The organism is Nocardia sp. NPDC049526 (assembly GCF_044465765.1).
In the GTDB taxonomy this organism is placed as follows: Bacteria; Actinomycetota; Actinomycetes; order Mycobacteriales; family Mycobacteriaceae; genus Nocardia.
In genome coordinates this window covers 51,924-64,915 of sequence record NZ_JBITMA010000019.1, presented here as the reverse complement: position 1 = coordinate 64,915, position 12,992 = coordinate 51,924, and the positions used below count along the sequence as shown (strand labels likewise).

Sequence of the window (12,992 nt, the reverse complement as noted above, 5' to 3'; positions counted from 1 at the left end):
GCAAAAGATCATCGCCCCGGGCCGGACAGTGTCTCCGCGAGTCCGGTGAGCAGGATGTCCAGGCCTCGTTCGAGTTCGGTCGCGCCGTCGTAGGCGGCCAGCACCGGAGCGAGCACGCGCAGCAATGGGAACTCCGCGAGGGGCAGCCGATGCAGCCCTAGGCGCAGCACCTCGTCGGTTTCCTCGGGACGCTCCACGATCTCCTGCAATTCGTTGAGCACGTGACCGTAGAGAAAGCCGAACAGCGCACGGTAGATGTGCAGGGCATCCGCACCGGAAAATCCGGCACCGGTGAGCAGCGCGAGGATGTCCTCGAGCGGACGGACCACTGCCTGGGGGCGCAGCCCCAACGGAGTCGCCAACGGTCGGGTCACCAGCAGCGGTACCGCCTTCGGGTGGGCCAGTGCCAAGCGCCGGAAATCGCGTGCGACCACTCGCAATTGAGCGGCCCAGTCCGCTGCGGAGGCATCGACCGACAACTGTGCGAAGACGACCTCGGCGACGCCGTCGAGCACCGCGGCTTTGTTGGCCACATGCCGGTAGACGACCATCGGATCCCGGCCCACCGCGTCGGCCAGCCGCCGCATCGAGAGTCCGTCGACCCCGTCTCGATCGATGATCTCGAGTGCCGCGTGCAGCACCGTCGCCCTGGTCACCGGACCGTCGCCGCGACCGGCGGTGGCCGGGTCGGACCGTCCGGACCGGGCGTTCCTGTGATCGGTCATATCGGAAGAATTCTCCATCTCAAGGCGTCTCTGTGGGTGTTATTAGCGTAGACCTACAACGTTGACATAGCGGCATAATCGGCGTCTACTGGAAGTACCAACAGATCTGAGGATCGTCGTCGTCATCGGATCGGTGCTCATGCTCGCAGGCACCGACGGTCGCCCATCCGCGGCGCCGCCACTTTCTACTGACCGTCCAGACGGCACGCGACACCATCGCGCATCCCCACGACGCCCGTCGATCGGCGGGCGCCACAGCCGAAACAGGAGCACCGTCATGTCACCGAAAAAGATCCGCTCACCGGCCGCTCGACATCGCGTCCCGCCGGAGTACACGCCTCGATTGAGACTGAAGCCGAAGGCCGAACGCGACGGATATATCGATGGCGCCTGGTGGCCCCGATCCGGCGATCTGACCGCCGAACTGCCAGATCTGCTGGCGGTCCTATCGGTGGGGCTCGGTCCGGTCTGGCGCGTTGTCTATGACCCCGCGTGCTGGTCACGCGCACCCCAGCAAATGACCGTCGACAACCGCGCGGTCCGGCTCGATCCCTATCGCTTCGAGCGGTGGAACACGATGTTCGTCTTCGGCCGTGACAGCGGCTTGATCGTGCTCCGGGTAATCCCGTCGGCCACCGCCGAGGACACCGCGCATACGGCCCTGATGGCCGCCGTCAACCCCGAACCGGCGACCCTGGCCGCCAGTGGAATCGAGACCAGATCATGACTCACATCAAGGCGCACCGCCCGATAACCAATCACCGGGACATGACCGGGAACATCGGCCCGCCCCTACGCAACCTGCAACCGTTCCGGTCACCTACCCGCACGCCACGCCTGCTACTGCGCGCAAGCGGCTCCCGCTCGGGGCAGGTCGACGGTGCATGGTGGCCGTGGACGGCCAATCTCACCGCCGAACTGCACGATCTGATCAGCGTCCTCACCCCACGCCTCGGCTCGACCGTGCGAATCGGCTTCGGCTGGAACGCGGTCAGCCTCGCGCAACGCCGCATCGACCACGACGACGGCATCCGACTGCACGGACCAGGCGCTGCCCAACCAGACGATGTCATGCATCTGGTGGGCGCCGGCGGCACTCATCTGGCCCTGCTGGTCATCCCCGCCGACACCCCGCCCGATCAAGCGAACAGTCGGATGCAGTGGGTGTCACGAACCGGAACACCGCACCAAGGCGGCACCCGGTCCGGGACCCGATAGCGCTGAGGCGCTGTCGATTACAGTCCGGCGTGCGAGAACAGTCCGGGCGAGCCGATGGCCTGTTGCGGTACCGGCTCGGCCGCTTCGGTGCGATGTCCGGAATCTCGTACGACCCGCTCGAATAGCGCTAGGTAGGCATCGATCATGCGATCAGCGTTGAACCGTTCGAAGACATCGTCCCGGCAGGCGGCACGGTCGAGTCGCCCGAGGTCCGATACCGCCGCGACCGCACCCGCGACATCGGCGACGAGGAATCCGGTGCGACCGTGGCGGATGATCTCCGGCATCGAACCCAATGGTGTTGCGATGACCGGTGTCCCGGTGGCCATGGCTTCGACGACCGACAGGCCGAACGGCTCGGCGAAACCGATCAAATGCAGTAGTGCACGAGCACCCCCGAGTAGCGCGTCCCGCTCTGCCGGTCCGACCGGACCGAGATAGGTCACATCGGTGCCGGTGAGGTGCGGTTCGATCGCCGAGCGGAAGTATTCCTGGTCTTGGATCACGCCCGCGATGATCAACGGCAGTCCGGCCTGACGCGCCACCTCGATCGCCAGGTGCGTCCCTTTATCCGGATGAATTCTGCCCAGAAAGAGCAGATATTCGCCGTGCTCCGGCCGAAATGTGAACTGGGCGAGATCGATACCGTGATGAATCGTCGCGGAATAGCGCAGATCCGGGTCGCGATCGGCATCGGTGACCGCCACATAGTGGGCGATGTCACTGAATTCCCGATAAACCGGAACGATTTTCGGTGAAGAGAAGCCGTGAATCGTCGTCACCATCGGTGTGGACACCAGACTGCTGTAGGTCAGCGGCATGAAGTCGAAATGGTTGGCGAGTATGTCGAATTCCCCGGCCCGCGCGAATGCCATCGAATTATGCAGTGCTTCATAGACTTTCGCATCCGCATCGGCCGTCTCCTCGTATCCCGACGGAACGGCGGAGACCAGCCGTGCCGAGGTCTCGGAGTCCGCCGTTGCGAACAGTGTGACATCGTGCCCACGCGTGACGAACCCCTCGGCCAGCGTCGAAGCGATTTGCTCCCACGGGCCATAGTCTTTCGGAGGTGTACGGTGTGCGACCGACGCGATAACGCCGATTCTCATAAAGTCCTCGATTACTGGCGGCAATACCGCCGAGAGCCGCCCCAGATGTGGGCGAACATGATGCGGCGATCATATCACACTAATTTTCGCCGATCCGAGTGTTATGATCGGGACCTGGTTGCCGATCCCTTCGTGTCTTTTTCCCGGAGCGGATTCTCAAGCGCTTCAGCGCAACACGATCAGCCAATTGAGTGGCTGCAGACAGCGGCACCGTCGGCGCTGCCTCGAAGCAGAAAGGCTGGCGTAGTGTCGGCTCGGTCCTATGGCGTTCTGAGTACCTATTCACCGACCCAGTGCGGGCTGGCGACCTTCACCGGCGCACTCGTCGATGCGTTGACCGCGCCCGGCGAAATCGATTACGTACCGGTCGATTTCGGGCGCCGCCCGACCGTCGGCGTCGTTGCCGTGGTCGACGGTCCGGATCCGACACCGCCCCCCGAGGTGGCACATCAGTGGGAGCGCAGCGACCACCGCGGTGCCGCCGCCGCGGCCATCGCGCTCAACCGCTTCGATATTGCGATCATCCAGCACGAATATGGCATCTATAGTGGGCGCGACGGCGTCGATATTCTCGAAATCGTTCGGGCCCTTCGGGTTCCGGCCATCGTCGTGCTGCATACGGTGCTGGTCACCCCGACACCGCAGCAGCGGATGATCCTCGAGCAGCTCGCTTGCAATTGCGCGGCCGTCGTCACCATGACGAACACGGCTCGCCGACGACTCATCGACCACTACGCCGTCGATCCGGCCAAGGTCCGGGTGATTCCGCACGGTGCCGCCGACAATCGCTCCGGACAGTCCGGCGACCAACACCAGCCGATCTCCCGGACGCCGGTAATCCTGACCTGGGGACTGCTCGGCGAGGGGAAAGGCATCGAATGGGGCATCGACGCGATGGCCCACATTGCCGACTTGCGCCCGGCAGCACAGTACCGCGTGGTGGGACAGACGCATCCGAGAGTGCATGCGCGCCACGGTGAGTCCTATCGCACCGGCCTCGTCGAGCGCGCGCAGCGCCGCGGCGTTGCCAACGCCGTGCACTTCGACGCCCGCTACCTGTCCAATGTCGAGCTGTACCGGCTCATCAGGCAGGCCGATGTCGTTCTGCTGCCCTACGATTCGCGTGAGCAGGTGACATCCGGCGTGCTGATCGAGGCGGTCGCGGCGGGCAAACCGGTGATATCGACCGCCTTTCCGCATGCCGAAGAACTGCTATCGAGCGGCGCGGGCCTGCTGGTCGATCGAGAATCACCGACCGATATCGCCGCCGCGCTGCGCCGCGTGATCACCGAACCGGGCCTCGCGGCGAGAATGGGCGCCGAAGCGAAACGCATCGCCCCCGAACTGCTTTGGACTTCGGTAGGCCGAAAGTACCGTGACCTGGCCGCGGAAACGCTGCGAACCGATATGAGGCTGGCTACAGCATGAATACCATCAGCATCTCCTACGCGCACCTCTACCGACTCAGCGACGAGTGCGGCATCTTCGAACACGCGAAGTTCACCACGCCCCGCATCGAAAATGGTTACTGCGTCGACGATGTCGCGCGCGCACTCGTGGTGGCCGTCCGTGAGCCGGAGCCGACCGAACAACTACTCGACAATACCGGCGTATATCTGGACTTCATCGTCGCGGCGCTGAACGAAGACGGAAGCTGCCACAATCGTCGGGGCACGGACCGGAGTTGGCAGGACGAACCGAGCCTCGAAGATCACTGGGGCCGCGCCCTGTGGGCACTCGGCTCCGTCGTCGCGCGCCAACCCGAGCTGGCGCAGGTCGCGTTGGCGCACTTCACCATCGGAGCGCACCGGCGGTCCCCATTTCCCCGGGCAATGGCCTTCGCCGCACTCGGCGCCGCCGAGGTGCTGCGTGTCCAGCCGGGAAACACGCAAGCGCGTGAACTGCTGGCGGCCGCCGCCGCCCGGATCGGCCCGCCGACCCGCCGTCTCGACTGGCGCTGGCCCGAGCCGCGATTGCACTACGCCAACGCGGTGCTGGCCGAAGCGCTGCTCGCGGTCGGCACGCTGCTGCCCGGACAGGGCCGCGTCTATGCCGATGGACTCGCGATGCTGCGCTGGCTACTCGAGATCGAGACCTCGGGTGACCATTTATCGGTCACCCCGGTCGACGGCTGGGCGACCGGCGAAACCCGGCCCGGCTTCGACCAGCAGCCCATCGAGGTCGCGACGCTGGCGGACGCCTGCGCCCGCGCCTACGACGACACCCGCGACCAGCACTGGAAGGAAGCGGTATTGCTGTGTGAGGCGTGGTTCCGCGGCACGAACGACGTCGACACTCCCCTCATCGATCCGGTCAGCGGCGGCTGCTGCGACGGACTCGAGCACACCGGCCGAAACGAGAACCAGGGCGCCGAGTCGACGCTCGCGCTGATCTCCACGCAGCAACAGGCGCGCCGACTCACGCTTGCCGGGTAGTGGCCAACTCCGCCGGTCCCGCCGATCTCGTCCGGCGCAGTACCGTGGTGCTGCTGCCGGATGCCCGCAGAGTCTCGGCCAGGCTATTTCTGCCCGGCCAAGAGATTCTCGGACAGGGGACTTCACGCGCCGAGGCCATCATCGACCGGGTGCTCGCACTAACCGATGCGGATATGCTGGTCGGCCTGGCTGCCGTGCGCCGTCGGTTCGGCGACCGCCACCGCGATATCGACGCGACGTTCGCCACGCACGCGGCGCTCGTCGAGCATCTGCTGCCACGGCGGGGGACACTTACGCCCGCGCGCAGACAGCTCATCGGCGCGTACTTCACCCAGGAGTACGCGGTCGAAGCCGCGGCGCTGTTCAATCCGTCGATCGTCGCGCACCCGGACCAATCCGGCCTGGCGGCGGGCGAACTGCGGTTCGTCATGAGCGTGCGCGCACTCGGCGAGGGGCACCTTTCGAGCATCGAATTCCGGACCGGCACAGTCGCACAACACGATTCGGTCCGCCTCGACAAGCCGTCGCCCTTCCTGGACACCGGCCGGGTCGCTGCCTCGGCGGCAGGCAACTACACCGTGAACTTCCCCGCTGATCGTCCGCTATCGGGGCGGGTGTTATTTCCCGAGAGCCCCGACGAGAGCCGCGGCATCGAGGACGTGAGGCTGACCCGGTTCGCCGAGTCGGATGGGACGGTCGCCTACTACGGCACCTACACCGCCTTCGACGGCGCCCACATCGTGCCACGGCTGTTGCGCACCGACGATTTCGGCACGTTCGTCAGCACTCGGCTGGCCGGGTCCGGCGCCGAAGACAAAGGGATGGCACTGTTTCCGCGACGCGTCGGCGACCGCTACCTGATGCTCTCGCGGTGGGACCGGGAAAACATCAGTGTGGTCGGTTCGTCCGACACCCGTGTGTGGCGTGCGCCGGTCACCATCTATCGACCGACCCAACCCTGGGAGCTGATCCAACTCGGCAACTGCGGTCCACCGATCGAGACACCGGACGGCTGGCTGGTGTTGACCCACGGCGTCGGTCCGATGCGCACGTACGGCATCGGCGCGATCCTGCTCGATCTCGACGACCCGACTCGACTCATCGGCGCACTCCGCGAGCCGCTGCTGACCCCGAACGAAGACGAACGCGACGGCTACGTTCCCAACGTCGTGTACTCGTGCGGCGCGCTCGTCCACCGGAACACCCTGGTGCTGCCCTACGGCTGCGGTGACTCCGCTATCAGGTTCGCATTCGTCGACCTGTCCGCCCTACGCCGACAGCTCATCGCTTAGATCTGTCGGCGCCGGGATCTGGGGTGGCCCATCTCGATATGCACAAGGAGCCCGGGTAGTTCGTCAGCCCGCGCTCGACTTGCGGAAGAACAGGACGTTGTCGCCGTAGTCCGCGAGCGGAATGGCCAGTGCCGCTTGCCGGATGCCGCTGGCGGGCAGATGGGTGAGTTTCGCGAACATATCGGTGTTGCCGAAGGCGGCACGGACCTGGGTTTCGGACGCGTAGTCCGCGCCGTAGTCGGCCAGGGCCGCGAAGTCCAGGGGTGCCAATGGGGTATCGAGCGGGGCCTGTCCGCTCGGGCGGCCGAGTGCGGCGTATTGGGTGGCCACACCGTCCTCGTATCGGCACAGCTCGTAGGACATCTTCTCGTTCGCGGTAACGCTGATCACCGGCCAGCGCGCGGAAAGATGCTGTGCCAGTGGGTGTCTGCCGACCGGCGCTATTTCCCAGTTCAGGCTCATGACGACAACCGAACCACCGTATGGCTGTTCGATCAGCACTACGTCATCGCCGAGAGACTCGGTCGAGTTCAGTTCGGGATCGAAGGTATGCCAGTGGGTTTCGTGTGCGCCGCGCACGGCTGAACGATCCACCTGGCGCGCGTTGTCGGCGGCGTAGGCCGCGATGATCGCGGCACGAACCTGGGCGACGGCGTCGCGTGCGCTGCATCGGACACTCAACGCGCCGAAGGTGGCACCGATTTCCACCGGCCGGGACGGGGGATCGGGTAGGGCGCCCGCGGCCAGCGGCTTCAGGCCGACCAGCGCGAGCTTCCAGTTGATCTCCTCGATCGTGGCGAGATCGCCGGAGGTTTGGTACAGAATCTGCTGCTGCGTCAGATGTCCCGCGCGCTGCAAGGTCCGGGCTTCGAGTTTGGTGAGCGCGGTGAAGGTCTTGTTGGTGAGATCGATGTCCTCGATCCGGGTTTCGCGCAGCCGTGCCGTCATCTCCGGTGACGTCAGTGCCGCGTACCGCTCGCGGTACATCGCCACGGCCTGTTTGCGTTGGCGGCCGACCATCATCGTGCGCAGCAGCATATTCAGGCTGGCGAGATATTTTCCGGACTGATCCGGATTCGCCGCGAACAGCGCGCTGCGGATGCGCACGGCGTCCTCGCTGGCGGCGACGGCGGCCTTCGGGTCGAGTCGGCACAACCAGACGCCGCATTTCGACAGCCCGTCCGCGCAGACGGCGGCCACCTGCGGATGGGTCCGCGACACTTGGCGATAGGTATGGCAGGCATTGCGGATGGTGCTCGCCGCGAGCTCCCGATGGCCGATGTGCCGGGTCGCCTGCTCGAAGACACGTAGCGCATCCTGGACTTCGCCCGCGAACTCGGCGGTCACGCGACCGGCGGCGAGCCAGTGCAGCCGGATGCCGACAGACTCCTGCGATGGTGCCAGCGCCTCGGCCGTCCGGTCCCTGCCGGGGCCGTTCTTGGTCGCGACCAGGCCCTTTGCGAGGTCGCACAGCGACGTGGCCAGACGCAATTCGTTCTCGACCGTCCGGTCGATGGCTGCCCGGCGATCCTCGGCTACCCGACGCTCGAGTGCACTCAGATCCATCGCGACCTCAACTCCCGCTTACCCTTCCGCGTCACGGTCGTCGAGCGGCCGCATTCTGCTCGACCGAGTTTGCCATAGAAATGGCCGGAATGAGCAGGCAATCAACCGGCGACCGGTGCCGCCGCGATCGACCTGTTGACAGCTATGGCAACCGCGCTCGCGGACGCCGTGGCTGTTCCGCGTGGTTCGTGGGTGTGGCCGAGCAAACCAGCGGTGCGCGACGTTGTCAGGGGTGGTTGCGCTCGGGCGTTTGTGTTCAGCCCTCCAGCAGCAGTGTCACGGGACCGTCATTGACGAGTTCGACATGCATATGCGCGCCGAACCGCCCGGTGGCGACGGTTGCGCCCAACTCGCGCAGTGCTTGCGCGAAGGTCTCGACCAGCGGTTCGGCGACGCGGCCGGGCGCGGCGGCGGACCAGGACGGCCGCCGCCCCTTGGCGGTATCCGCGTAGAGGGTGAACTGGCTGACCACGAGAATGGGCGCATCCAGATCCGCGGCCGCGCGTTCGCCCTCCAGGATTCGCAACCGCCACACCTTGTCCGCCAATGCCTTCGCGGTGGATTCGGTGTCCTCATGCGTCACTCCGACCAGGGTGACCAGGCCCTGCGGGTTCGGTTCGATCCGGCCCACGGTCTGTCCGTCGACGGTCACTTGCGCGGCGGATACGCGCTGCACCAGTACTCGCATGCGTCGATCCTCGCACCTGGTCGATTGCGGAACCTGGGCGCACCGGACTGCCCTCAGGTCTCGTCCGGGTCGTCGGTCGTCTCGGTTTCGGTGATCGGGCGTGCCTCTTCGGTGTGTGATGACGCCAGGTCGCGCAAGATCGCCGGGTCGATCGCAAGGTCATCCCGCGGAGCCGGATCCATCGACGGGATCGGCGTATCACGCACTGCCAGAAAGGTATCGAGGAGGGCGAGTGCGTCGGGTGTGAGGCCGGGACCGGCGGACGACAGTTCGTCCTGCAGGATTTCCAGTCCGGATGCCGCCTCGATACCGGGTGATGTCGGATCGACCCGCCGCCAGTGCACCGCGACCGTCCACGACGGGTCGTGACAGGCCCACGCCCAGATGACATCGCGAACGACCTTGTGCCGCAGGGTGTATACGCGAAAGTGTTCCGAAGCGGATCCGGCCCGGTGCTCGATTTCGTAGACCCACTCGTGGCGGCGCGTTTGGATGTAGGTCTCGTCCGCGCGTGCGACGACCAGGAACGGGGCATCCGGGTCGGCGGCGGCGACCACGAAGTCCTCGAGCAGTGCGGGGGTGAGGTAGGGCAGTGACCGGCCGTCACCGACGGTCACGCGGACATCGATGTGGCCGCGGGGGTCGTAGAGGTGACCCGTCTCGACGTCTAGCACGGCGAGGTCGCGGTCCTTGGTCAGTTTCAGTACGGCGAGCAGGTGCCTGCCCCGGTTCGGTCCCCAGGTGCGCAGTACGGCGCCGCGCGAATCCGCGACGGCCGCAACAAATCCGACCGCGCCGCCGTTGCGGTCGATCTCGGCGACGAGTTCGTCGATGGCGGGTGGGGCCGCACTGTCGGCCGGTGCGGTGCACATCTGCTGGTACTGCTCCATCGCATCGAGCGCGGTATCGACCGCGTCGGCGGGCACCACCGCGAACTCGCAGGTCACCGCCAGGCTGGTCAGTAACGCCTCGAATTCCGGGGTCGGGCGCACCTCGACGTTGTGATCGGGATCGATCTCGGTGATGGCGGCCAGGCCGATCTCCCCGTCCCGCCACCAGTAGACCGCCGGACTGATCGGCTGCGGTTCGCTGCGATAGGTGTTGGCGGCCACCTTGCCCAGCAGAATCATCGCCGTCAGCGCATTCGGCCCGACAATCGGATGCGCGTAGACATTGCCCTCGTGCGAGATGACGAAAAGTGCTCCGTACGTGCCGATTACCGGATAGTCGCCGAGCCATTTCGAGTGGACACTCGCGGAGTCCGACCCGCTCAGAATGGCGAAATGCGCATCGTTGTAGTTCCGCCATTCGATCACCAGGCGGTCGGCGGCACGAGTGTTCGCCTCGGCCAGTTCGAAGAGTTCGGTGGTGTCGATCTGCCAGTGGGCGAGCTGGGCGGAAGTGACGGCCTCGGCGGTGCGGAGTTGCTCGATCACCACCACCTGAATGATGCCCGGCGCGACGTAGTGTCCGACAATGTCGACCCCCGCAATGGTGTCCGACGACGCGAATCGCGTCCTGAAAAGTCCACGCACTGTTGTGAATTCGTCGGTGTCGGGCGGATCGGTGTAATCGCGATCCACTTGCGCCAGGAACGTTTCCACATGATCCGCGATGAGCGCGGGCCAGTGATCGAATGGCTCCTCGCTCAGCCTGCGCCGCAGGTTGTCAAGCCACAGGAAATGCGGTCCTTCCCCACGCGGGCCCACCAACTGCACCTCGTCGGGTTCAGTTACCCGGCACGAATACCCCATATGTTCAGCCGCCACGGTCACCAGCGAAATCAATGGGTCCGAAGGCAAGTCGGCCACGACATCTCCTGAAATCGGCGTCCCCCGACCCTAGGCGAGCGCCCTGCCCCCCGTTGTCGCCGTCTGTGGGAGGTCCAACTGCTCGGGCCGTGAGTTGCGTCCCATCTTCCCAGCAGTGGGCACGGGCCGGGCGGTAGACTCGAGGTTGTCGATAGGGTCGGGATCACGGCGCGGTGGGGGTTGCTTCGAGCAACCGAAAGTCAAGGCAGTGCACCAATTCTCTTAGAAGACATGGGGATATGACTAAGGGTTACGATGAGAGGCCGGTCACGCTGGCTCCTATTTTCCTAGCCAGTTTCGTACTGTGGGCCGGTCGGAGTGTTCGCGATGTACTGAATCGGTCGACGGGTGGGCAGCAAGGGCTGGTCGTACCTGATCGGGATTTCCAACTCGAGGCAGTCTTCGATAAACAGACTCCGGTCGTATTCCGCGGTGTCGCAACAACTTGGCCGGTATTCGAGGATTTTCAGCCGGAAGCGCTGCGTGAGAAATACGGCGACCAGAAGGTCGCCGCGCTGACCAGTGCGACCAACGTCTTCACACAGGAGACGTCGCCGGTCGAGGTGCTCGAATACCGCGATGTCATGGCAGCGGTTTTCGACGAGCCGAAGCCGGGCAAGAACTACTACTCGCGTGCCGCCGCCGACCCGCAGCCGCTCGCCGATCAGCTGCCCTCGCGCGTCGGCACCCGGCAGCAGAGCCCGGCGGCGAGCAGTGTGTGGATCGGCCAGCAGGGCAATCTGACACCGCTGCACAATGATCCGTGGCACGGCCTGCTGATTCAGCTGCACGGCCGCAAGCGGGTCCGGCTGTTTCCGCCGAATGAGTACCGCAATGTGTACGGCCGGATTCCGCTGAAGGTTTCGGACCCCTACACCGGACTCCCCGACGAGTTCGACCCGGATGTGAGCAGCTTCGAGAAGCTGCAGGACGCGTCCTGCTACGACGTGGTCCTCGAGACCGGCGACATCCTCTACATCCCGATGTTCTGGTGGCACCAGGTCGAATCCGTGGATCCGGCGATCTCGTATGTCGCGCGCTACAACCCGAGCTACTTCGAGTTCATGAAGGCCGCCTTCTTCCCGATGGCGGTGCGCGGTGTGCTGCGCATCGTCGACGGCATCGTGGGTAGGTTCCGCAAGCCGAAGTGACCGCGAACCGAGGTCGGCGGGCGCTGTAACTGGCGCGGCACTTGCCGTTCATGTTCGAGCTACTGGCGAGTTGCCAAGCGCTGTCATCGTCGAATCAGAGGGATCCGATGGTGATGGTGCGGGGAACCGCTGGAGCTCGAGGAGTGCGCGATGTCGGACAAGTTGAGGCACGACGCGGATCTGTTCGAGCAGGCCGCGGAGCGGACCAGCGCCGTTCGGGATCGGGTCAACGGCGTGCTGAGCACGTTGGATGCCGCGCTTGCCGGCCGGGGTGCGCCGTGGGGGAACGACAAACTCGGGCGTCAGTTCGCCGAGGGCCCCGACGGATACAAGGTCGCGCGCGAGCAGATGACCGGGAATATCAAGACCACGGCGACGAATTTCGACAACTTCTACACCGGTCAGACCAAGACCGCCAAGGAACTGCGGCGGATGGACCAGTCCAACGGCGACGGCTTCCGGTGAGTTGTAGCCCATGACGAACGAATTCGCCAAGGCCGAGATGGCCGCCGTGCTCGATGAAGTCCAGCAACAGTTTCGGGCGATCGCACAGGTGCAGCAACAGCGCGCCGAACTGACCGCGAGCGCTACCGTGCGCAAGCGGATCACGGTCACCGTGAATGCCGACGGCACCATTATCGAAACCAAATTCGGTTCCGGCATCGACGAATTGAGCTACGGCGAGATCGCGAAGGCGGTGACCGAAGCGGCGCAGAAGGCGACCGCCGAGGTGATGCGCAAGGCGCGGGAGCTGATGACGCCCCTGCACGACCGTCGTGCGCGACTGCCCAAACTGTCGGATCTGATCGAGGGCATGCCCGATCTGAGCGCCGAAATGCCGAAGGCGCCGAAGATTTCGCCTGCACCGCCGAATTCCGAAGAGCGCCAGTCGGTTTCCGGTGACGACGGCGCGCCCATGGAATTCAGCAATGTCGAGGTCGTCTCGCGTCGATCGGCCACGGACCGCGGAGTCACCGATTCCAGCTGGTGACCGAGG

Annotated in this window: 13 protein-coding genes; 8 read left to right on the top strand and 5 right to left on the bottom strand. The window is 65.3% G+C overall.

Annotated features, from left to right (window positions below):
• Positions 1-8: 8 nt before the first annotated feature.
• The gene (locus tag ACIBW7_RS38335) at positions 9-725 is read right to left on the bottom strand and encodes a TetR/AcrR family transcriptional regulator C-terminal domain-containing protein (RefSeq protein WP_397055225.1); all 717 of its coding nucleotides are present in this window, start codon (positions 723-725) and stop codon (positions 9-11) included.
• A 343-nt stretch (positions 726-1,068) separates the two neighbouring features.
• On the opposite strand from ACIBW7_RS38335, the gene ACIBW7_RS38330 reads away from it, so the two are divergent.
• Both ACIBW7_RS38330 and ACIBW7_RS38325 read left to right on the top strand, forming a co-directional pair.
• Complete coding sequence (locus ACIBW7_RS38330) at positions 1,069-1,452, top strand: DUF5994 family protein (protein ID WP_397055223.1); 384 nt, start codon at positions 1,069-1,071, stop codon at positions 1,450-1,452.
• Positions 1,449-1,943 (top strand): DUF5994 family protein, encoded by a 495-nt coding sequence (locus ACIBW7_RS38325; RefSeq protein WP_397055221.1) that lies wholly within the window; start codon positions 1,449-1,451, stop codon positions 1,941-1,943. The genes ACIBW7_RS38330 and ACIBW7_RS38325 overlap by 4 nt, the downstream gene beginning before the upstream one ends.
• Positions 1,944-1,960: 17 nt before the next feature.
• Here ACIBW7_RS38325 and ACIBW7_RS38320 read toward each other — a convergent pair whose 3' ends face one another.
• Entirely contained in the window at positions 1,961-3,052 is a 1,092-nt protein-coding gene (locus tag ACIBW7_RS38320) for a glycosyltransferase family 4 protein (protein WP_397055219.1), read from the bottom strand.
• A gap of 246 nt (positions 3,053-3,298) precedes the next feature.
• Between ACIBW7_RS38320 and ACIBW7_RS38315 the strand changes: the two genes are divergently transcribed.
• From ACIBW7_RS38315 to ACIBW7_RS38305, 3 genes are read left to right on the top strand one after another with little or no spacing between them, the layout of a single operon-like run.
• Entirely contained in the window at positions 3,299-4,480 is a 1,182-nt protein-coding gene (locus ACIBW7_RS38315; protein WP_397055217.1) for a glycosyltransferase, read from the top strand.
• A complete protein-coding gene (locus ACIBW7_RS38310; protein WP_397055215.1) occupies positions 4,477-5,487 on the top strand; it encodes a glycosyltransferase in 1,011 nt (336 codons plus the stop codon). The genes ACIBW7_RS38315 and ACIBW7_RS38310 overlap by 4 nt, the downstream gene beginning before the upstream one ends.
• Positions 5,487-6,779 (top strand): glycoside hydrolase family 130 protein, encoded by a 1,293-nt coding sequence (locus tag ACIBW7_RS38305; RefSeq protein ID WP_397055213.1) that lies wholly within the window; start codon positions 5,487-5,489, stop codon positions 6,777-6,779. Before ACIBW7_RS38310 ends, ACIBW7_RS38305 begins: the two co-directional genes overlap by 1 nt.
• A gap of 63 nt (positions 6,780-6,842) precedes the next feature.
• Here ACIBW7_RS38305 and ACIBW7_RS38300 read toward each other — a convergent pair whose 3' ends face one another.
• The 3 genes from ACIBW7_RS38300 to ACIBW7_RS38290 form a co-directional block, all read right to left on the bottom strand.
• Positions 6,843-8,345 carry a hypothetical protein gene (locus tag ACIBW7_RS38300; protein ID WP_397055211.1) on the bottom strand — a complete coding sequence of 501 codons (1,503 nt, stop codon included), beginning with the start codon at positions 8,343-8,345 and terminating at the stop codon, positions 6,843-6,845.
• Positions 8,346-8,601: 256 nt separating this feature from the next.
• Positions 8,602-9,033 (bottom strand): D-aminoacyl-tRNA deacylase, encoded by a 432-nt coding sequence (gene dtd, locus ACIBW7_RS38295; RefSeq protein ID WP_397055209.1) that lies wholly within the window; start codon positions 9,031-9,033, stop codon positions 8,602-8,604.
• 53 nt (positions 9,034-9,086) lie between these two features.
• On the bottom strand, positions 9,087-10,844 hold the full coding sequence (locus ACIBW7_RS38290; protein ID WP_397055207.1) for a hypothetical protein: 1,758 nt from the start codon (positions 10,842-10,844) through the stop codon (positions 9,087-9,089).
• A gap of 239 nt (positions 10,845-11,083) precedes the next feature.
• On the opposite strand from ACIBW7_RS38290, the gene ACIBW7_RS38285 reads away from it, so the two are divergent.
• The 3 genes from ACIBW7_RS38285 (at position 11,084) to ACIBW7_RS38275 (ending at position 12,986) form a co-directional block, all read left to right on the top strand.
• On the top strand, positions 11,084-11,995 hold the full coding sequence (locus ACIBW7_RS38285; RefSeq protein ID WP_397055205.1) for a cupin-like domain-containing protein: 912 nt from the start codon (positions 11,084-11,086) through the stop codon (positions 11,993-11,995).
• Positions 11,996-12,145: 150 nt separating this feature from the next.
• Complete coding sequence (locus tag ACIBW7_RS38280; RefSeq protein WP_397055203.1) at positions 12,146-12,460, top strand: hypothetical protein; 315 nt, start codon at positions 12,146-12,148, stop codon at positions 12,458-12,460.
• A 10-nt stretch (positions 12,461-12,470) separates the two neighbouring features.
• The gene (locus ACIBW7_RS38275; RefSeq protein WP_397055201.1) at positions 12,471-12,986 is read left to right on the top strand and encodes a YbaB/EbfC family nucleoid-associated protein; all 516 of its coding nucleotides are present in this window, start codon (positions 12,471-12,473) and stop codon (positions 12,984-12,986) included.
• The last annotated feature ends 6 nt before the right edge of the window (positions 12,987-12,992 follow it).